The 20,636-nt window shown below is 29.5% G+C and carries 19 protein-coding genes; 8 read left to right on the top strand and 11 right to left on the bottom strand.

From position 1 onward, the window contains the following. Positions 1–151: 151 nt before the first annotated feature. Genes mutL through ACIQ16_RS02040 form a run of 4 tightly spaced genes read left to right on the top strand, consistent with a single transcriptional unit; the run spans position 152 to position 4,697 of the window. Complete coding sequence (gene mutL / locus ACIQ16_RS02055) at positions 152–1,990, top strand: DNA mismatch repair endonuclease MutL (protein WP_396148331.1); 1,839 nt, start codon at positions 152–154, stop codon at positions 1,988–1,990. 2 nt (positions 1,991–1,992) lie between these two features. After that, on the top strand, positions 1,993–2,781 hold the full coding sequence (locus tag ACIQ16_RS02050) for a rhomboid family intramembrane serine protease (RefSeq protein WP_396148330.1): 789 nt from the start codon (positions 1,993–1,995) through the stop codon (positions 2,779–2,781). Positions 2,782–2,822: 41 nt separating this feature from the next. Beyond that, complete coding sequence (locus tag ACIQ16_RS02045; protein ID WP_396148329.1) at positions 2,823–3,653, top strand: rhomboid family intramembrane serine protease; 831 nt, start codon at positions 2,823–2,825, stop codon at positions 3,651–3,653. 12 nt (positions 3,654–3,665) lie between these two features. After that, positions 3,666–4,697 carry an endonuclease/exonuclease/phosphatase family protein gene (locus ACIQ16_RS02040; RefSeq protein ID WP_396148328.1) on the top strand — a complete coding sequence of 344 codons (1,032 nt, stop codon included), beginning with the start codon at positions 3,666–3,668 and terminating at the stop codon, positions 4,695–4,697. Here ACIQ16_RS02040 and ACIQ16_RS02035 read toward each other — a convergent pair. From ACIQ16_RS02035 to ACIQ16_RS02005, 7 genes are all read right to left on the bottom strand, one after another. Next, on the bottom strand, positions 4,690–5,256 hold the full coding sequence (locus tag ACIQ16_RS02035) for a pentapeptide repeat-containing protein (protein ID WP_396148327.1): 567 nt from the start codon (positions 5,254–5,256) through the stop codon (positions 4,690–4,692). The two genes, ACIQ16_RS02040 and ACIQ16_RS02035, sit on opposite strands and share 8 nt — an antisense overlap. Before the next feature lie 114 nt (positions 5,257–5,370). Further along, complete coding sequence (locus ACIQ16_RS02030; protein ID WP_396148326.1) at positions 5,371–6,090, bottom strand: DUF4369 domain-containing protein; 720 nt, start codon at positions 6,088–6,090, stop codon at positions 5,371–5,373. Between the two features lie 101 nt (positions 6,091–6,191). Then, positions 6,192–8,054, bottom strand: coding sequence for a peptidase M61 (locus ACIQ16_RS02025; protein ID WP_396148325.1), 1,863 nt, complete (start codon positions 8,052–8,054; stop codon positions 6,192–6,194). A gap of 93 nt (positions 8,055–8,147) precedes the next feature. Then, the gene (locus ACIQ16_RS02020) at positions 8,148–8,435 is read right to left on the bottom strand and encodes a TIGR03643 family protein (RefSeq protein WP_353077860.1); all 288 of its coding nucleotides are present in this window, start codon (positions 8,433–8,435) and stop codon (positions 8,148–8,150) included. A 100-nt stretch (positions 8,436–8,535) separates the two neighbouring features. Beyond that, positions 8,536–9,138, bottom strand: coding sequence for an alpha-ketoglutarate-dependent dioxygenase AlkB family protein (locus ACIQ16_RS02015; RefSeq protein ID WP_396148324.1), 603 nt, complete (start codon positions 9,136–9,138; stop codon positions 8,536–8,538). Between the two features lie 47 nt (positions 9,139–9,185). After that, positions 9,186–10,082, bottom strand: coding sequence for an EamA family transporter (locus ACIQ16_RS02010; protein WP_396148323.1), 897 nt, complete (start codon positions 10,080–10,082; stop codon positions 9,186–9,188). Between the two features lie 46 nt (positions 10,083–10,128). Beyond that, positions 10,129–10,530: a DUF2721 domain-containing protein gene (locus ACIQ16_RS02005; RefSeq protein ID WP_396148322.1), complete on the bottom strand. Its 402-nt coding sequence runs from the start codon at positions 10,528–10,530 to the stop codon at positions 10,129–10,131. A gap of 123 nt (positions 10,531–10,653) precedes the next feature. Here ACIQ16_RS02005 and ACIQ16_RS02000 point away from each other — a divergent pair, with 123 nt between their 5' ends. Then, entirely contained in the window at positions 10,654–12,774 is a 2,121-nt protein-coding gene (locus tag ACIQ16_RS02000) for a TonB-dependent receptor domain-containing protein (RefSeq protein WP_396148321.1), read from the top strand. On the opposite strand, the gene ACIQ16_RS01995 is transcribed toward ACIQ16_RS02000, so the two are convergent. Together ACIQ16_RS01995 and htpG are read right to left on the bottom strand one after the other, a co-directional pair. After that, the gene (locus tag ACIQ16_RS01995; protein WP_396148320.1) at positions 12,761–13,666 is read right to left on the bottom strand and encodes a DUF1574 family protein; all 906 of its coding nucleotides are present in this window, start codon (positions 13,664–13,666) and stop codon (positions 12,761–12,763) included. The genes ACIQ16_RS02000 and ACIQ16_RS01995 overlap by 14 nt on opposite strands. Positions 13,667–13,762: 96 nt before the next feature. Next, positions 13,763–15,643 carry a molecular chaperone HtpG gene (gene htpG, locus ACIQ16_RS01990; protein ID WP_396148319.1) on the bottom strand — a complete coding sequence of 627 codons (1,881 nt, stop codon included), beginning with the start codon at positions 15,641–15,643 and terminating at the stop codon, positions 13,763–13,765. Between the two features lie 174 nt (positions 15,644–15,817). Here htpG and ACIQ16_RS01985 point away from each other — a divergent pair, with 174 nt between their 5' ends. Continuing rightward, the gene (locus ACIQ16_RS01985) at positions 15,818–16,741 is read left to right on the top strand and encodes an ABC transporter ATP-binding protein (RefSeq protein WP_396148318.1); all 924 of its coding nucleotides are present in this window, start codon (positions 15,818–15,820) and stop codon (positions 16,739–16,741) included. A 65-nt stretch (positions 16,742–16,806) separates the two neighbouring features. Continuing rightward, a complete protein-coding gene (locus ACIQ16_RS01980) occupies positions 16,807–17,814 on the top strand; it encodes a 3-oxoacyl-ACP synthase III family protein (RefSeq protein WP_396148317.1) in 1,008 nt (335 codons plus the stop codon). Between the two features lie 80 nt (positions 17,815–17,894). Here the strand turns inward: ACIQ16_RS01980 and ACIQ16_RS01975 are convergent, their stop codons facing one another. After that, entirely contained in the window at positions 17,895–18,254 is a 360-nt protein-coding gene (locus ACIQ16_RS01975; RefSeq protein WP_396148316.1) for a nuclear transport factor 2 family protein, read from the bottom strand. 17 nt (positions 18,255–18,271) lie between these two features. Further along, the gene (locus ACIQ16_RS01970) at positions 18,272–19,354 is read right to left on the bottom strand and encodes a M42 family metallopeptidase (protein WP_396148315.1); all 1,083 of its coding nucleotides are present in this window, start codon (positions 19,352–19,354) and stop codon (positions 18,272–18,274) included. 87 nt (positions 19,355–19,441) lie between these two features. Between ACIQ16_RS01970 and ACIQ16_RS01965 the strand changes: the two genes are divergently transcribed. Continuing rightward, positions 19,442–20,131: a DUF4294 domain-containing protein gene (locus ACIQ16_RS01965; RefSeq protein WP_353079227.1), complete on the top strand. Its 690-nt coding sequence runs from the start codon at positions 19,442–19,444 to the stop codon at positions 20,129–20,131. The last annotated feature ends 505 nt before the right edge of the window (positions 20,132–20,636 follow it).

Below are 20,636 nucleotides of genomic sequence, written 5' to 3'. Positions count from 1 at the left end.
ACGGGTTCCAATATGGTAATCTGTGATTTTTTATTTTTAAAATAACTATTTTGTTATTAACTTTTACAAATTTGTATTTTTTGAGATATAAAAATACGTTTTTAATTTCTTAAATTTGTAACATAACCAAAATAAAAAACAAAACAGATTAATGTCTGGAATCATTCAATTATTACCTGATCACGTAGCCAATCAAATTGCTGCTGGAGAAGTGGTGCAACGACCTGCTTCTGTAGTAAAAGAGTTGGTTGAAAATGCTGTTGATGCAAAGGCAACCGAAATTAAACTTATCGTAAAAGATGCCGGGAAAACGCTTATTCAAGTTATAGATAATGGCTTAGGAATGAACGTTACCGATGCGAGATTGTGTTTTGAACGTCACGCTACTTCTAAAATTCGTCACGCGGAAGATTTGTTTGCTCTTCATACAAAAGGATTTCGAGGTGAAGCTTTAGCGTCAATTGCTGCAGTCGCTCACGTAGAATTAAAAACCAAACAAGATCAAGAAGAATTAGGTATTCATATCATCATTGAAGGTAGTAAAGTAATTACACAAGATGTAGCTGTTTTGCCAAAAGGAACTTCGTTTTTAGTAAAAAATTTATTTTTCAATATTCCTGCGCGAAGAAATTTTTTAAAATCGGATAATATTGAATTAAAACATATTATTGACGAGTTTGAACGCGTAGCTTTGGCGCATCCTACAATTAGCTTTATTATGATTAGTAATGGTAGTGAAGTATTTAATTTACCAAGTTCTAATTATCGCCAGCGAATTGTAAATATTTTCGGAGGTAAAACAAATGAAAAATTAGTTCCTGTAACAGAAGAAACTGAAATATTAAAAATTACTGGTTTTGTAGGAAAGCCTGAATTTGCAAAGAAAAACAGATCAGAGCAATTTTTTTTGGTAAATAATAGATTTATACGAAGCCCATTTTTGCATCACGCTATTATAAATGCTTATGATGGCTTATTGCGAGATAATAATCAACCCAGTTATTTCTTGTTTTTAGAAGTGCCGCCTCACACTATCGATATTAACATTCATCCCACAAAAACAGAAGTAAAATTTGACGACGAGCAAGCCTTGTATGCCATTTTACGAGCAACAGTAAAACACAGTTTAGGTATGTTTAATGTAGCGCCAATTCTGGATTTTGAGAGAGATGCTAATTTAGATGTTCCATATGATTATAAAGATAAAACGTTAGGCACGCCAACCATTCAGGTAGATCGTTCGTTTAATCCATTTGAACCTGAAATTAAAAAATACTCAAGTTCGCCTTCTTACGATAAAAGTAAATCGGCGCAACCCCATTGGGAGAGTTTGTATACCGATTTAAAACAAGATACTTTTGAGGTTAATGCTACAAATTTTGAAAATGATTTAGTGGCCAGTACATTATTTGATGATAAATCGACAGAAAGTCAGACTTTACTATATCAATTCAATAGAAAATACATTATAAATAGTATTAAGTCGGGTTTGTTGGTAATTCATCAAAGTCGGGCACATCAGCGTATTTTGTACGAACAATTTTTAACAAACATTACCGTTCATCAAGCCTCAAGTCAACAGTTGTTGTTTCCTTTAGAACTTCAGTTTTCAAGAGAAGAAATGGTGTATTTAAAAGAAATTCAACCCAATTTAGAAGGAATAGGTTTTGCTTTTGAAAAAATGGGATTGGATGAATTAGTTATATCAGGTTTACCAGCTCAAATTTCAGATACAAATGTTACAGAAATTTTACACGATTTAATTTACAATTTGCAAGAAAATTTACCTGAAGATAGTTTTTCATTAAGTGATAGTATTTCTAAATTTATGGCAAAAAGTGTGGCAATTAAATCTGGTAAATATTTGAATACAATTGAATTAGAAAACATAGTGAATAGTTTATTTGCTTGTAAAGAACCTAATGTATCGCCCTTTAATAAACCAATTTTTATTACATTAACCTCTGAAGATTTAGATAAAAGATTTTAAGTATGTTCAATAATATGACACCGGTTGTAAAACAACTATTAATTATAAATGTTTTGGTTTTTATTTTGAGTCAAGTGCTGCCTCAAAATTATGAAACGTTATCCTTATTTTATTTCGAAAGTGAAAAGTTCCGATTTTGGCAGCCTTTTACACATATGTTTATGCACGCGAAAATGCCAAATTTGATGCATATTTTATTTAATATGTTTGCACTGGTTTCTTTTGGTTCGGCTTTGGAACATTTTTGGGGTGGAAAAAAGTTTTTGTTTTTTTACATTGCTTGTGGTTTAGGTGCAGCTTTAGTTCAAACTGGAATGAATTACTATGAAATTCATCAAGTCATAAATGAATTAGGACTAACTTCTCAAGAAATGCAAATTATTTTTGACACGCCTTTAAGCGATGTGTTTAATTCGGCAGGGCAAACTACAGGAAAAGTAAATCAGATTTTAAATAATGTAGATTGTACCCAAGCTGAATTTGATAAATTATCTTTAATTTATGGAAGTTGTGTTGGTGCTTCAGGTGCTATTTATGGTTTATTAGTAGCCTTTGCCTTTATGTTTCCTATGGCAGAATTAATGATGATGTTTATTCCAGTGCCGATTAAAGCGAAGTTTTTCGTACCAATAATTGTAGGTTTAGATTTATTTTCAGGCGTAACTGGTTTTTCAATTTTTTCTGGCGGAGGTAATATTGCTCATTTCGCCCATATTGGTGGTGCTTTAACTGGTTTTTTATTAATGATGCTTTGGCGAAACAATAAGTTTACACATACCAGATGGAATTAGGTGAAAAAGTGAAAAGTAAAAAGTAAAAAGCGATGCGTTAAATGAGTATTTTAAACGAAATAAAACAACAATATAAAACAGGTGATGTTTCTCAAAAGTTAATTTTTATTAATGTTTTGGTGTTCATTGTTAGTGCTTTGTGTTTTAGTTTTGTTTCAAATCAGTTTCAATATCCAAATTGGTTGGCTTTGTCTTCTAATTATAAAGATGTTTTATGGTTTCCGTGGACATTATTTACTTATGGTTTTTTGCATTCCGAACCAATTCATTTATTATTTAATTTGATTTTTTTGTATTACATAAGTACCATGTTCTATACCTTTTTTACTACCAGACAGTTTTTAACAGTTTATTTTTTAGGCAGTTTTTTTGCAGGATTAATTTTTGTAGCCTACGGATATTTATTTAATTATACTAATTTAATAGTTGGTGCAAGTGCATCCATTATGGCTATTTTTATGGCTGTTGCTACATTTGCGCCAAATTATTCTTTACGATTACCTTTAATTGGCTATTTGAAAATTTGGCATATTGCAGTTTTTTATATTTTTATAGATGTAGCACAATTATTAACTGAAAATACGGGTGGTCATATTGCACATTTGTCTGGTGGTTTAGTTGGATTGGTTTTTGCTATGTTAATGAAAAAAGGAATTGATATAAGTGCGATTTTTGCAATTAAAAAGAAAAAAAATAGTACATTTAAAAAAGTGTATAAAAACAAGTCCGTGAAAAAGTATCAATCCGTTCGTGTTTCGGATGTAAATTTTACACAAAGACAAATTGATGAAATACTCGAAAAAATTAGTAAATCGGGATATGAAAGTTTAACCAAAGAAGAAAAAGAATTTCTTTTTGCAGCCAATAAATAGATGCTAAAAAAAATGTCATTTATTTCAAAAACAATGTTGTTTTTTAATGTAATAGTTGCTATTATTACATTAATGGCTTACTTATTACCATTTTTAGCACCTAAATGGTTTCCTTTTTTAAGTGTTTTAACCTTGTTTTTACCTTTTTTCTTGGTGGTGAATTTATTGTTTTTTATGTATTGGTTATTACAATTTAAAAAATATATTTTCGTTTCTGGTTTGGTGTTGCTTTTAGGCATTACATTTATCAATAAGTTTTATAATTTAAAACCCACAACGTTACCAAAATCGGAAAAAGAGTTCACTATAATGAGTTATAATGTTCGTTTGTTCAACAAATTTAATTGGAACAAAAAAGCGAATATTCCAACCAAAATTGCTGAGTTTGTTAGTGAGAAAAATCCAGATATTTTATGTGTTCAAGAGTATTCGAATTTAGAAAAAACACAATTTTCGAATTATAAGTACAAAAACGTATTTAAAGAAGGTAAAAACATTATCGTAGGAAATGCTATTTTTTCTAAATATAAAATTATAGATAAAGGTGTTATTAATTTTCCAAATTCTACAAATAATGCGGTTTATACCGATATTATTAAAGATAAAGATACGTTGCGAATTTACAGTATGCACTTGCAATCCATAAAAATTAGTACCGATATTGAAGAAGAGGAAATTCAGAAAATGAACGAATCTAAAACAAAATATATTTTCAGAAAAATCAGTAGTGCGTTTACCAAACAACAGGAGCAAGCTTTATTGTTAAAACAGCATTATACGGATTGCAAGTATAAAAAAATTATATGTGGCGATATGAATAATAGTGCTTTTTCTTTTGTGTACAGAACCATAAAAGGGTCAATGCAGGATGCTTTTGAATCAAATGGGGAAGGATTTGGTAAAACCTATAATTTTAAATATTATCCAGCTCGAATTGACTATATTTTTGCCGATAAAAACATTCAAATTAATAGTTTTGAAACGTTAAATGATTTTTATAATAGCGATCATTTTCCTTTAATTTCTCGGTTAGAAATTAAATAATATCCAAATCATATTTATTTAAAAGGCCACTTAAATTCTCATTTGAAAATTTAGTTTTACTTAGTTTATTCTTTTCAGGATCTATTGAAAAATGAAATGCTAAACTGAAGTCTGTTTTTTCTAAATTGGTTGCGTCAAAAATAGATTTTGATAAATCGCAATTTTCAAATTTAACACCAGTAAGTGTAGTATTAGAAAAATCCACATCAATAATTTTTGAATCTTTAAATTTTGAATTTTTTAAGTTCATTTTGAAAAATGAACATACTTGTAACATACAAGAATCAAATGAAACTTCAAATAAAAAGTCATTACAGTATTCAAATTGCAATCCTAAAATCGTACATTCTTGAAAAGTTACTTCTTTAAAAGAAGTATGGCTTACAAATGGAGTTTCAAAATTACAATTAATAAACTCACAGTTTGTAAATACACTATTTGAAAGTGTTGTTTTAATAAATGTACAAGAATTAAAAACACAGGTATCGTATTCGGCAATTTCAAATAATTCGTTAGAATAGTTTATTTTACTAAAAGTCGAGTCTATAATTAGCTTCATAACGAAAGGAATTGTATAATTCTGTCATTCTGAACTTGTTTCAGAATCTCAAAACAAAGAATTTTATATTAAAATAGATTTTGAAACAAGTTCAAAATGACAAAAGAAATAATATTATTTTTCTTCTGTTTTTTTTCGTTCAGCTATCCATTCATTTAAACGTTTTCCATATTTAGATTTAGCAACCTTTGGAACTAACATTTTATTGATTGTGTCTAATAATTTAATATTCGCATCTGGAATTTCACTTAATGCGATATAAGGCGACACTTCATATTTTGGATTTATAAGTGCAAAATTAGCTGTATATAAATATTTTCTAATGGTTAATTTATCTCGTTTGTTTTGAATTTCTTCTGTTACTGTTGCGTTATTTGCTGTTTTGTTTTTTAATTCTTTTTCTAATAAATCTAAGTTTTCATCATTTAATTTCGACTTAATTTTTAAGAATTTTTCATATACTTTTTGATTTTCTGAACCTGTAATTTTTGCATTAGAATAAAAACCTTGTAAAGTAGTTTCTATTTTCATTTTACCTGGTTCTGCGAAAAATTGAATACTATTATCTATAGATTCAGTAGTTCCTCTATCTAAAGTTAGATATAACATTTGTGGTTCATCTAATTGTATTTTGGTGTCAAAGTTAGATTTCCCAGAGATTATTATACTATCTAAAATTACTAAATTAGTATCATTTAGTTTATGAATGTATAGTTTTCCTTTTTTTAATCCGTCTACACTTCCAGATATTTCTAAGTTTCCAGTTTTATTGCTTTCTGTTTTACTACAAGCTACTAAAATGGTAACTAAAAGTATTGTAACTATTTTTTTCATTTTACAGGTGTTGATTTCAATTTATATGAAGTACAAAGAAAATAAAAAAATCCTCAAATTAATAGTAATTTGAGGATTTTATATTGGTCTTTACTTATTGATTATCCTTTTAACCAAGCATTTTTAATTGTTTCTTTTGTTTTATCCGTTGCCATAAATCCAGATTTTTCTTCTTTAGGTAAATTAATTTTACCTTTTAAAACAATTTCTTTTCCATCTCTAATGACAGTTACTGAAATAGCATCGCCGTCTTTCCAAGATTCGCTTGACATAATTAAATCGTATATATTGTCTAAATTATATTCTTTGTCATTAAATGCTTTTAAAACATCATTACCTTTAATTCCTAAAGAAGTCATAAAAATATTATTGCTAACATCTTCTAAAGCTTTAATTTGTTTTGTAGCACCGTCAACTGTAATTAATGGCGTTCTTCCGTCTTTTAGAAAAGGATTTCCTGTAGCGATGGTTTTACCTTTTGTAACACCCATTTTAGCAAAAAACACTTCGTAAGGAATTGGAGTTTCACCAGCAACGTAGGTATTTAAAAATTCTCCAATTTGCGGATATGTAATTTTTGTAATTGTAGCAAATAATTCTTCATCTTTAAATGGTTTATTGCTTCCAAATTCGTTAGATAAATCTTGCATTAAACTAAGAATTCCTCTTTGTCCGTTGCTTAATTCTCTCATTTGAATATCAATACACATAGCAATTAAAGCTCCTTTTTGATATACATTTAAGTATTGCTCTTTATAAGGTTGTTCTAAAACGTTTTTACTCATTTTTGTAAAACTCATTTTGTCATTCATAGCATTTGCTTCCTCAATTTTACCATTCATTCTTTTGTAGAAATCTTCTTCAGATATTAATCCTTGATTTACTTGGAATAAATTCGCAAAATATTCGGTAATTCCTTCATACATCCATAAATGTTCAGACATTTGAGGTTTGTTGAAGTCAAAATAATGGATTTCTCTTGAATGAACACTTAACGGTGTTACAATATGAAAAAATTCGTGTGAAACTACATCTTTTAATTGTTCTTGTAATGCTTCTAACGGCATCATTTCTGGCATTACGACGGTTGTTGACGTCATATGTTCCAAAGCACCAAAACCTTTTGCATCTTTAGCTGCCATATCAGAAAGATATAACAAAACCGTATATTTTTTATTGGCGTTAAATTTACCTAAGAATTTTTTTTGAGCTCTCATAAACTTTTCAGTTTCTGGTGTAATATCAGCCGCTTTATATTTTCCATTTGGAGAATAAATACTGATTACAATATCCATACCTTCAACGTTAAACTCAGTATAATCTGGTTTAGAATACATTATAGGATTGTCGACCAAAGCGCCATATCTTTCTGCAGTAAAGATGTCAACTTCATTACTTGGATTGGTATCAACTAATGAAGTAGCTCCCCATAAAGTTGCCGGGTGTTTTATTTCAACAGTATAAGGAATTTCGGATTTTCCTTCAAAATAGCCTATAAAACCGTGCGTGTTAAGCATAAAGTTTTCTCCAGCTTTAATGTTAGTCCCAGCAGGTGAAAATATATCTTCGCTTTCGCCAAAACCAGCACCGCCTTCTGTATCGAAAGTGTCACTCACATTATAAGTTACTTTGGCTAATTTAGTTGCTTCGTAGATGGTGTAGGAGTTCTCATCCATTTTAGCAATTTTTAAAGGATTTCCTTTTTTGTCAAACGCTTTAACATTGTCCACAAATCTTCCGTAATTGTCTTCAGAATAGGTTCCTGGAACAATTTTAGGAATGTTAAACGTGGTAGTTTCAGTTGTTATTGTAGGATTAATTATTGTAACTTTTACTTTGTCGTCAGTTATATTTACTAAATCAATGCTAACAGAAACATCATTTTTTACAGTTGAAGTAACATTAGATGTTTTACAACTCATTAAAAAAATGGCGCAACTAAGGGTAAGTACTATTTTTTTCATTTTTATATTGTTTTTTCTATGGAATAAGTAGTTAAAAGTATAAAATTGTTACAAAAAAAATCCTGTCGTGATAGGTATCAGACAGGATTTTTATTAATCGAATTTATTTTTGAAATAATATTTGCTATCTAAATCATCAATGTCGTCATCTAAAACGTTGGTTTTAAATGCCTTTGGTTTAGGTTTTCCTGCTGCAACTTTCTTTTTCCAAAGTTCAAAATTATCTTTAGAAAGTTTTTTTCGCATAATTTCCGTTACCTCGCTTTCGGAAATACCAAATTCTTCTTTAATTACTTCAAAAGGCTTTTTTTCCTCTTGAGCCATACTAATTACACGTTCTGTATCTTCGTAATTTAGTTCAATCTTTTTACTTTTTTTCATTAGTGAAAAGCATAATTTGTTAATTATTCTATCTTATTTTTAATTTATTATTCAATATTATTAAAAAAAATATTTTGAAGCAAAAAAATAGAGGCTTTTTTTAAAGAATTTTTCTGAAAGTTAAATTTATTCTTGGGTTTTTAGGTTGAGTGGCTTTTGGGATTTGATGTTTATAATGAATTTGAGCACCATTTTTCATTACTAATAAACTACCATGTTCTAATAATAAAGATTGCTTGAACTCTTTTTTTGTATTGTGTTTTATTTGAAACATTCTTGCTTCTCCAAAACTTACGGAAGCGATAACGGGATCTCTGCCTAATTCTTTTTCGTTATCGGAATGCCAACCATTGCTATCTCTTTCGTTTCTATAATAATTTAGTAAAACTGTTGTAAAGTGTTCGTTTATAGCACTTTCGATTTCTTCTTTTATGAAGGTTAAAGCACTATTAAATGGATGAGGTTGCATAACAATATTCGAATATCCATAGGATTTTCCTTCATTACCGTATAGTGCTGTTAATCTTGGTTGAGCTATTTTTTTTCCAAAAATGGTAATGTCATCTTGTTGCCAAGCTATTTCTTTAGATAGGGTTTCTAAAAATAAATCGGCTTTTTCTTTAGAGAAAAAATTTGGATAATAAATAAACTCGGCATCGGGTAAATTTAAAAATATAGGTTCTTTATCAAATAAATTAAGCATAAAAAAAGCGATGATTTACACCGCTAATTTATTGCTATTTTTTCGAATTAGTGTTCCTTTTTTGAAAAATTAAGATTCATTATCACAATAGCTAAAATAATTAAAGCGATGCCACTCCATTGCCAAATAACTACTTTTTCATTTAATATTAAAAACGCCATAAGAACTGAAACCGGTAATTCTAAAGAAGCAACAATACTTCCTAAGCCCAGTCCTGTTTTTGGAAAACCCGCATTTAGTAATATTGGTGGTATAATTGTTCCGAAAAGCGCTAAAAATAATCCGTAATTCTTGAAAATCTCAATGTTTAAAGAACCAACTTGTGTAAAAGCCGAAAATAAAAATACAATTACGGCACCACCTAATAGCATATACAAACTTCGTTGTGCGGATGAAATTTCCAAAGCTACTTTATTCGCTGTAAACATAGTTGTGGTAAATGAAGCTGCAGCTAAAATACCCCAAAATATGCCTCTCCAATCTAATTGAATTGTAAATTCATATAATTTTGTAGCTAAAAATGTTCCAAATAAAACAATAATTACCGAAATTATCTTTTGGGTAGAAGGTCGTTTTTTATCTAAAATCCACTCTAATAAAACGCCCATCCAAACGGTTTGCATAAGAAGTACAATAGCTATTGAAACGTCAATATATTTTACACACAAATAGTAAAAAACACTTGTCATTCCTAATGAAGTTCCTGCAACCATTAGTTGGAAAATATTTTTTGAGCTTGCTTTTTGAGCTTTTTCTTTATTAACTATTTTTTGAAATAAATTAATTAATAATACTCCAAGAATTCCATAGATAAATTGTGAAGAAGTTACTTCAGCCGTTGTGTAGCCGTCTTTGTATGCTAATTTTACAAACGTTGCTAACATTCCATAGCTGGTAGCGCCTAATGCAACAAGAAAAACACCTTTTAGTACATTATTTTTCATTAATCTGTTTTTATAAAGTCAACAAAGGTAGTTATAAAAATGACGATTAATTTTTTTCGTCCTCAACTAAATCTTTAAGATGAATTCGAAGCGCATTTACGGATATGCTAATCTCCCAAAACGAAATACCTAATGAAATAAGTAACGACAATAAACTGATGCCAAAAATATAAATCCCAGCAGTTTCATAGTTTAAAAACAGTAAAAACATCGCAAAAACAGACAAAAACAAACACAATACACCAAAAAGTTGCATATATCTAATCAATGTGATTCTTTGGTTGAGGTTTTTAATTTCAACTAAAATAGATTTATTTTGATCTTGGTCGTAGTTTTTCTTTAAACTTCGTACAATCTGAGCAATGGTTAAAAATCTATTGGTATAGGCTAATAAAATTAATGAAGTTGCTGAAAACAATAATGCTGGAGTTTCAATAGGAAGATTCATCAGAAGTAATTTTAATTTAAATTAATAAAGTTTAAAGATACTTTTTTATGTAAAATATAATGTAACTTTTAGCTCATTTTTTCGTCTTACAAGTAACTAAATTCAAATATTTATTTATTTTTTATGAAAAAGCTTATTCTAAATTTCTTATTTTCCACTTGTTTTGTTCTTTTTGCTTTTGCTCAAGATACCACAAAAGTAAAAAAAGACGATATTCAAAAAGAAAATCAGATTGAAGAAGTAAAAATTGTAAAACAGAAAAAAGCCATTGAGCAAAAACCAGATCGAACTATTTTTAATATCTCGGATCAACCGAATTTAAATGCGGGAACTTTAATGGAAACCATCAAGCAATTGCCAGGATTAATTTCTTCAGATGTGGCAGGAATGATGTATCAAGGAAAACAATTAGAGGTTTTTTTAGATGGAAGACCATTAAATATTTCAAGTTTAGAATTAAATTCTTTTTTAGAAGGAATGCCCGCTAATTCTGTAGAACGAATTGAAGTAATTACGCAGCCAGGAGCTGAATTTCCAGCAACTTCCGGTGGTGCGATTTTAAATATTATTACAAATAGAAACGCAAAAAAATACTTAAGTGCTACTTATACGAGTAGTTCGGCTTTTAATACTTACGATACTTCACGTTTTAGAACGTATAATAGTGTGTTGTTAAATGCTAAGAATAAATATTTTGGGTGGCAATTAAATTTTGGACAAAATTATCGTGAAAACGCCACTTGGTCCGAATTTTTAAATACCAGTTCTAACACTATTTTATCAAAAGTAGAAAGTGATAAGATAAATCGATCGCAATTTTTAAAATCTGGGATTACTTTTGATATTAATAAAGATAGGTTATTGTTGAATTATGATATTAATGTGGCAAACAGCGATAGTGAAACAGAAGGTTTTGGTTTAGGATTTGTTACTTCAGATAAAGGAAAATCCCATAATACTCGACAAGATGCTACAATAACGTATCAGAAAAGATTTGATGATAAAAGTCAAAAATTAGATTTTGTTTTTAATTATAACAACAATAAAAATGATTTCAACCTGTTTTCAAACGTTTTTAGAAATGCAGTTTTAGATAATTTTTCGAACCAAAATTATTACAACGGAAAATTTGACTACTCGCAAGGATTACGAATTTTAGATGAAGGAAAAGTTAGTTTTGGTGCCTTATATGAAAAATTACTTTTTGAAGCTGAAAATTTTGGAAGCATAAATTTAGACTATCAAAGAACAACTGCTTCCACTTATTTAGAGTTTCAAGCGAAATACAATAAGTTCGATTTTATTTTAGGTTCCAGAGCCGAAAAATATGAAATTAACGGAAAAACAACTACTGCAGATTTGATTCCGTTTGACCAATTTAGATGGTTTCCAAACGCTACGGTACAATATAATATTTCGCCACAAATTTTCTTAAATATGAATTACAACAAGAAAATTACATTGCCATCTACTTCTGCATTAAATCCGAACAATACCACGTATCAAAACCAGAATTTAAATTCGGTTGGAAATCCAAATTTACAACCTACCATTTTTGATAATTTTGAAGTTAAAATTAGTGCTTTTGATTACGCTTATTTAGGGTACAACTTAAGTAGTGTAAAAAATCAAGTGGTTCAACAAGTAAGTTTAAATGGAAATTTAGTTCAAAGTAGTAATTTTAACGTATCGGAAGTTAAAATACATAATTTTAATTTTGCACTTCCTTTGCCATATATGCTATTTACAAAAGGATTAAAAGAAACGATGAAATTTGATTTTAATCCAGACAAAATCAACTTTTTATACCTTTATACGGGATATCAATTGCATCAAATTCCAAATGTTACCACAAAAGGTTTTTGGAATTTAAACTTAATGTCGCAAATAATTTTACCAAAAGATATTAAATTTATTACAGAGTTTGGTTTCATCACTTCAGGTGGAAATTACTTTTATTTTGTTGCCGACAAACCATTTAATAATTATTTAGATATGACTTTTAGTAAGAAATTCCTAAAAGATCAATTAACGGTTACAATTTTTGGAGACGATATTTTTAATATGAATAGAAGTTTGTTCCGCCCAATAAATGATCCATTATTATCTTATAATAAAAGTGATACTCGAAAATTTGGCTTTACAATAAATTACAAATTACCAACAAAAAATAAGGCAGCAAAAATAGAACAAAACATACTTAAAGACGACAAAAAGGAAGAAGGAACAGTTATTGGGAATTAATTTTTTTGTCAAGTAATAAAGATAACTTTTTTGCACCAATATCATTTAAATGGTCCGCATCATAAAAATCGGCTGTTATAAATTTGTCAGATTTCAATAGATTTAAATAACTGCAATTTTGGTTTTTTTGAACCAATTCATTTATAGTTTTAATTGTTTTAGACAATTGAATTTGGTTTAAATTCTTAAAATAAGAAACATGAGCAGGCGTGGTAATAAATAGAATTTTAATATTCTTTTTTTGACACATTTTAATAATTTTCTGAAGACTTTTTATATTTCCATCAAATAATTTAAAGTTTTTTGCAGTATGTTTTTTTGCAGTATATTGACCTTCAAATTTTTTTCTTTCTTTTGAATTAAAGTTTGTTCCCCAACCCAAATTAGACGAAGTTATAAATGATTTATTTAAAGCGTAATGTTTTACTGCTTTTTTTATATTTAATAAAATATCATGATTTAAAGTTTCAAAATTATCTGTAAAATGATATTTATTCTCAAAACCATAATACAAGATGTAGTTTTTTAAACGCCATTTTTCAACATCAGTTTCTAAGGTTTCAAACAGACTAAAATATGAAATAGGAATAATCACTGTTTCTAAATTCGTTAATTTATCCTTGTAATGATGTAAGAGTTCTTCGTCTAAATCTAATGTTTGTGAAACATAAGCGGCATTCAATGTTTGCTTTGAAAAATATTCAGGATTAATGCCATAAAAACTATGAGAACTTCCTAAAACAAGGGTGTTAATTTTTGAAGCATTTTTATCTAAATAGGATTTTTTTAGCTGATAGTCGTTAGGTATTTTACGAATAGCTATTTCTAAAACCAAAAAGAAAATAAAAATTGGCACTATGATTTTCAAAATATGTAACCAAAATTTTTTCATTTAAGTGCACTGTAATAATTAATATTAATCGCAATATATAAAAAAATCCTGACAGAAAAAATGTACTGTCAGGATTTATAAAATATGTATTGCTTATTATTTTAAGGTTTCAAAACTTCTTTTTACAAAAGCAGTTAAATCTTCACCTTTTAATAAACCTTGAGATAGTTTAGCTAAATCTAAAGCATTTTTAACTAATTCTTTTTGATTTTCTTCATTAGCTTGTAAAATTGAAGTTGCTAATTCAGAATTCGCATTTACTACTAAATTATACATTTCGGGCATGTTGCTCATTCCAAACATACCGCCTCCGCCACTTTGACTCATTTCTTTCATACGACGCATAAATTCGGGTTGCGTAATTATAAATGGCGTAGCATCACTATCTAATGATTCCAATTGTACAGAATACGCTTTCGGAATTACAGCTTCTAAAGACGTTTTTAAGGTTTCTTTTTCAGTATCTGATAATTTAGAAATTTGCACTTCTTCTTTATTGATTAACTTATCAATATGATCGGCATCAACTCGTGCAAAAGTCAGATTTTCGTTGTCTGCTTCTAATTTCTGAATTAAATGCGACACAATTGGAGAATCTAATAGCAATACTTGATACCCTTTGTTGGTAGCGATATCAATATAACTGTGTTGTGTTTCTTTATTTGATGCGTATAAAACAACTAATTTTCCATCTTTATCTGTTTGTAAATCTTTAGTTGCTTCTTTTAATTCTGCTAACGTGTAATATTTGTTTTCAGTTGTAGGATATAAAACAAAATCACCCGATTTCTCATAAAATTTTGGTTCAGAAAGCATTCCGTATTCTAAAACAATTTTAATATCGCTCCATTTTGCTTCAAAATCCGCTCTATTTTCATTAAATAACGATTTCAATTTATCAGCTACTTTTCGTGTAATGTAATTTGAAATTTTCTTCACATTACTATCGGCTTGTAAACCAGAACGAGAAACGTTTAAAGGAATATCTGGTGAATCTACCACACCTTTAAGCATTAATAAAAATTCAGGAACAATTCCTTCAACATTATCCGTTACGAAAACTTGATTTTGATATAGTTGAATTTTGTCTTTCTGAATTTGTAAGTCGGAACCTAATTTTGGAAAATATAAAATACCCGTTAAATTAAAAGGAAAATCTACATTTAAATGAATGTGAAATAAAGGTTCTTCAAATTGTGAAGGATATAATTCTCTATAAAAACTTTTATAATCTTCATCAGACAATTCGCTCGGTTGTTTGGTCCAAGCTGGATTTGGGTTGTTTATGAAATTATCAACATCAATATATTCCGCTTTATAATCGTCTCCAGCATCTTCTGGTTTTGGCAATGCTTCTTTTTTAGTTCCAAATTTTATTGGAATCGGCATAAATTTATTGTACTTAGTAAGTAATTCACGGATTTTATACTCTTCTAAAAACTCCAATGAATCTTCTGCAATGTGTAATACAATTTCGGTACCTCTATCGGTTTTAGTATGAGGTTCTAAAGTGAATTCAGGACTTCCATCGCAAGTCCAATGCGCAGCTGGCTCGTCCTTAAATGATTTTGTAAAAATTTCAACTTTAGAGGCTACCATAAAAGCAGAGTAAAATCCTAAACCAAAATGTCCTATTATTCCAGAATCTTTAGCTGAATCTTCGTATTTATTTAAAAATTCTTCTGCTCCGGAAAATGCCAATTGGTTAATGTATTTTTCCACTTCATCTGAAGTCATACCAATACCTTGATCGATAATGTGAAGTTTTTTACCTTCCTTATCAATTTTAATTTCTATAATCGGATTCCCGTATTCCGTTTTCGCTTCACCAATGCTGGTAAGATGTTTTAATTTTAAAGTGGCATCGGTTCCGTTAGAAATTAATTCACGAAGAAAAATCTCGTGATCGCTGTACAAAAATTTTTTAATCAATGGGAAAATATTCTCCACCGAAACATTAATTTTTCCTGATGTCATATTGTATTTATTTAAATTAATTTTACGTAGTTTAAGTAGTCAAATTAAGTACCAATATTACTTTTGCTGACAAATTGACATTTTTATTTCATCAAAAACATCAAATTTTTTTGGTTACATTTAAAGTAATATATTTACACTTTATTTTTAGAATTATTTTCTTACTATTCGCAAATGCTTCACGTAACCATTCCTTCTTTTTCTTATCAAGAAAAAATTATATTACAAAATCTAACATTTACTTTAGATGAAGGGCAACAATTAGCCGTTATTGGAGAAAGTGGTTGCGGAAAAAGTACTTTATTGAAATTAATTTACGGATTATATGACTGCGATGAAGGCAATCTTTCTTGGAAGTCAGAACCTATTTTAGGTCCGAAATTTCATCTTATACCCGGAATGCCTTTTATGAAATATTTAGCACAAGATTTCGATTTAATGCCATTTATAACAGTAGGGGAAAACGTTGGGAAATTTTTATCAAATTTTTATCCAAAAGAAAAACAAAATCGAATAGATGAGCTTTTAAATTTGGTAGAAATGTCTGAATTTAAGCACGTAAAAGCCAAATTTTTAAGTGGCGGACAGATGCAGCGTGTGGCGTTGGCACGAGTTTTAGCACAAGAACCAGAAGTATTACTTTTAGATGAACCATTTTCGCACATTGATAATTTTAGAAAAAATAAATTAAGAAGAAAAATATTTCAATATTTAAAAGAAAAACAAATTACAACTCTTGTTGCAAGTCACGACATTAATGATGTATTGTCATTTTCAGATGAGGTAATTGTTTTAAAAGATACAACTATTTTAGAAAAAGCAACCCCTCTTGAATTATATAACCATCCTAAATATCAATATACTGCGGCTTTATTTGGCGAAGTAAATGAAATAGAAATAAATGGAAAAATGCAGTTAATCTATCCCAATCAATTGCAAATTGTAGAAAAATCTGACATTCAAGTTGAGGTAGTTTCTTACTATTTTAAAGGGAAATATTATTTAACTGAAGCCAAATTTGAAAATCAACTTGTGTTTTTTGAATCAGAATTTAAAATTGATAAACACAGTATCATCAATCTTAAAATTAAGGAATAATTACCAAAATATAAATAATAAATTATAGCATATTTTTCTTAAATTTGCTTAATAAATCGAATAAAATGTACCACTCAAAAATATCGGGCTTAGGTTATTATGTGCCAGAAAACATTGTAACAAATGATGATTTATCCAAAATAATGGATACCAATGACGAATGGATTCAGGAAAGAACAGGAATTAAAGAGCGTCGTCATATTATTAGAGGTGAAGACACCACTACTTCTATGGGTGTAAAAGCTGCAGAAATAGCTATACAGCGTGCAAATGTTGCTAAAGAAGATATTGATTTTGTAATTTTTGCCACACTTTCACCAGATTATTATTTCCCAGGTCCTGGCGTGTTAGTACAGCGTGATTTAGGTTTAAAAACAGTAGGTGCATTAGATGTTAGAAATCAATGTTCTGGATTTGTGTATGCGATTTCAATTGCGGATCAATACATTAAAACAGGGATGTATAAAAATATTTTAGTAATTGGATCCGAAGTACACTCAACCGGATTAGATATGTCTGATAAAGGCAGAGGTGTTTCAGTGATTTTTGGAGATGGAGCAGGAGCAGCCGTACTTTCCAGAGAAGAAGATTTGAATAAAGGAATTTTATCAACTCATTTACATTCCGAAGGGCAACACGCAGAAGAATTAGCTCTTATTGCACCAGGAATGGGAAAACGCTGGGTTACAGATATTCTTGCAGATAATGATCCAAATGATGAAAGTTATTTTCCTTATATGAATGGACAATTTGTATTTAAAAATGCAGTAGTTCGTTTTAGTGAAGTCATTAATGAAGGCTTAATAGCCAATAATTTACAAGTTTCAGATATTGGTTTATTAGTGCCGCATCAAGCGAATTTAAGAATTTCCCAGTTTATTCAGCAGAAATTTAAATTGTCTGATGATCAAGTGTACAACAACATAATGAATTATGGAAATACGACCGCCGCATCTATTCCGATTGCTTTAACAGAAGCTTGGGAAAAAGGTAAAATTAAAAGTGGCGATGTAGTTGTTTTAGCCGCATTTGGTTCTGGTTTTACTTGGGGAAGCGTCATTATTAGATGGTAATTTTTTTAGAGTATAGATTTTAGAATATGGAATTAATTTGGCTAGTTCTATGAACTAGCCAAATTAATTTTCAAAAAGTATTATCCGTGATACACTCTGGAAAAAACTATTTTACCAGCATCAATTTCTAAAACTTCTGCAACAAGCATATCTTCTTCGCCTTCAACTTGTCTAACATATTCCATAAACACCCTGTTATTGTTGGATGTTAACGAAGTCACTTTATAGTATAAAGTAGGAAGTCTGTCAAACGCATCATTCCACCAAATTCTTAATTCGCTTTTCCCTTTTATTAAACCATTGGTTTCTGGTTTTCTTATCTTTAATTTTGGACTAAAGTGCGTGGCTGATTCATCATATAAATATAATAAATCATCAAGGTTTTGCGAGTTAAATGCTTCAAACCATTTTTTAGCTATAGCTTCATTTTGCAATATCATATTTAGACTAAAAAATGTTATTTAAAATATGAAAAATCGTGATTATTTTCAATTTTTAACAATGTTTCGTAAATCAATTTAATCACATTTTCAACATCTTCTCTTTGCACCATTTCTACTGTAGTGTGCATATATCGTAAAGGCAGCGAAATTAATGCACTAGGAACGCCTCCATTGCTGTATGCAAAAGCATCTGTATCTGTTCCAGTAACTCTAGATGTGGCATTTCGTTGAAATGGAATTTTCTTTTCATCTGCGGTATCAGTAATTAATTCTCTTAATTTGTTTTGTACAGCAGGTGCGTATGCGATTACAGGGCCTTTTCCCATTTTAATATCACCTTGAATTTTTTTATCAATCATTGGTGTTGAGGTGTCGTGTGTTACATCTGTAACGATGGCAATATTCGGCTTAATGCTTTGCGTAATCATTTCTGCACCTCTTAAGCCAATTTCTTCTTGAACAGCATTAACTACATACAATCCAAAAGGAAGTGTTTTTTTATTTTCTTTTAAAAGTCTGGCCACTTCAGCTATCATAAAACCACCCATTCTATTGTCTATGGCTCTACAAACAAACTTATTTTCATTTAAAATTTCAAAACCATCAGGATAAGTAATCACACATCCTACGTGAACGCCTAAATCTTCTACTTCTTGTTTAGTGTTACAACCGCAGTCAATAAAAATATTTTCCACTTTTGCGGTTTCTTCTTTTCCAGCAATTCTTGTATGAATAGCAGGCCATCCAAAAACACCACGTACAATTCCTTTTTTGGTATGAATATTCACGCGTTTTGAAGGCGCGGTTTGATGATCACTTCCTCCGTTTCTAATTACATAAATCAATCCGTCATCAGTAATATAATTTACATACCACGATATTTCATCACTATGCCCTTCAATTACAACCTTAAATGGAGCATCTGGATTGATAATCCCAACTGCAGTACCATAATTATCGGTAATAAAAGTATCCACATATGGTTTCAAATAATTCATCCATAATTTCTGTCCTTCACTTTCATAACCTGTTGGCGATGCGTTATTTAAATACGATTCTAAAAATGCAATCGAACTATCTTTTAAAATACTTTTCATAAAATTCAAACTTTTTTTGCTAAAATAAAAAATTGGCATCTAACTTGCTAATAAAATTTATAATTTTACACTTTAATATATTACGATATGGTACGTACTATTTTTATAACACTTTTGTTTTTAAATTTTTTATCACTTTCTGCACAAGAAGGAGAAGGTTCGGGTGTGTCCGATACTATTGAATATATTAAAGATTCAGATACGATTCGAGAAATAATAATTGAAGAGGTCACTATTTCTGATGAAAATACTGTAAAACTTACAAAAGCTGAACGCGAACAAATAAAACTACTCGAGTTTAGAGTGCGAGTAGTATATCCGTATGCAAAATTAACTGCCGAAAAGTTAATGCAAATTAATGCTACAATGGCAAAGCTAAAATCTCCAAAAGAAAAAAGAAAATATTTTAAACTTGTAGAAAAGTACTTAAATGAAGAGTTCGAACCAAAGCTTAAAAAATTATCTCAAAAACAAGGGCAAATTTTAGTCAAACTCATTAATCGTCAAACCGGACAAACCACTTTCGATTTAATAAAGAATTACAAAAGTGGCTGGAAAGCATTTTGGTCTAACAATACCGCTAAATTATTTAATATCGATCTAAAGAAAACGTATGATCCCATGGAAGTCCCAGAAGATTTTTATATTGAATCCTATCTTCAACGTGCTTTCGATGAAGGGAAATTAGCAAAACAAGAAGCTAAAAAACCAATTTCAGAATCCGAATTAAGAGTAAATTGGGCAGCAAAAAATAAAGAAAAAGTAAAACTTAATTAGCAGCTCTTTCCTGCTCTCCGCTATATCTTTTTGGTTACTACACTTCAAAAAAGGAAGTCTAGTAACCAAAAAGGATGCCGCTACGATCAGGGCTATGGCCTTGTTTTTTCAGTTGAATTCCCTTGCAAAACTTTTTTATCAAGAATTCTTGCTATGTAACTTATTGTGCTTCAGAAGCTAAGAAAATACTTTAAAAAAAGATTAGTATAAGGTTAGGAAATCCGAATAAAGTTGCTAGTTTTGCACCCGCATTCAGAGCGACGTTCTTTATTAAACAATACTTAAATCCTACGAATTTTATTTTTGATAAAAGGATAAAAAAAGATTTGGTATTTAGTAAATAAAGATGTTATCTTTGCACCCCGCAAGAGGAATAGTTCTTTTACAATTTAGTTATAACAAAACGGAGATACAATTTTCTCAAAAAAAAGTGTATTAAAGTTTTGGTAATAAAAAAAAAGGTTCTACTTTTGCACCCGCTAACTCAAAGAGAAGGCAAAAAATA

This window comes from Flavobacterium sp. (genome assembly GCF_044360715.1).
In the GTDB taxonomy this organism is placed as follows: Bacteria; Bacteroidota; Bacteroidia; order Flavobacteriales; family Flavobacteriaceae; genus Flavobacterium.
Note: the sequence above shows the minus strand (reverse complement) of the source record. Positions and strands in the feature narration are given on the sequence as shown.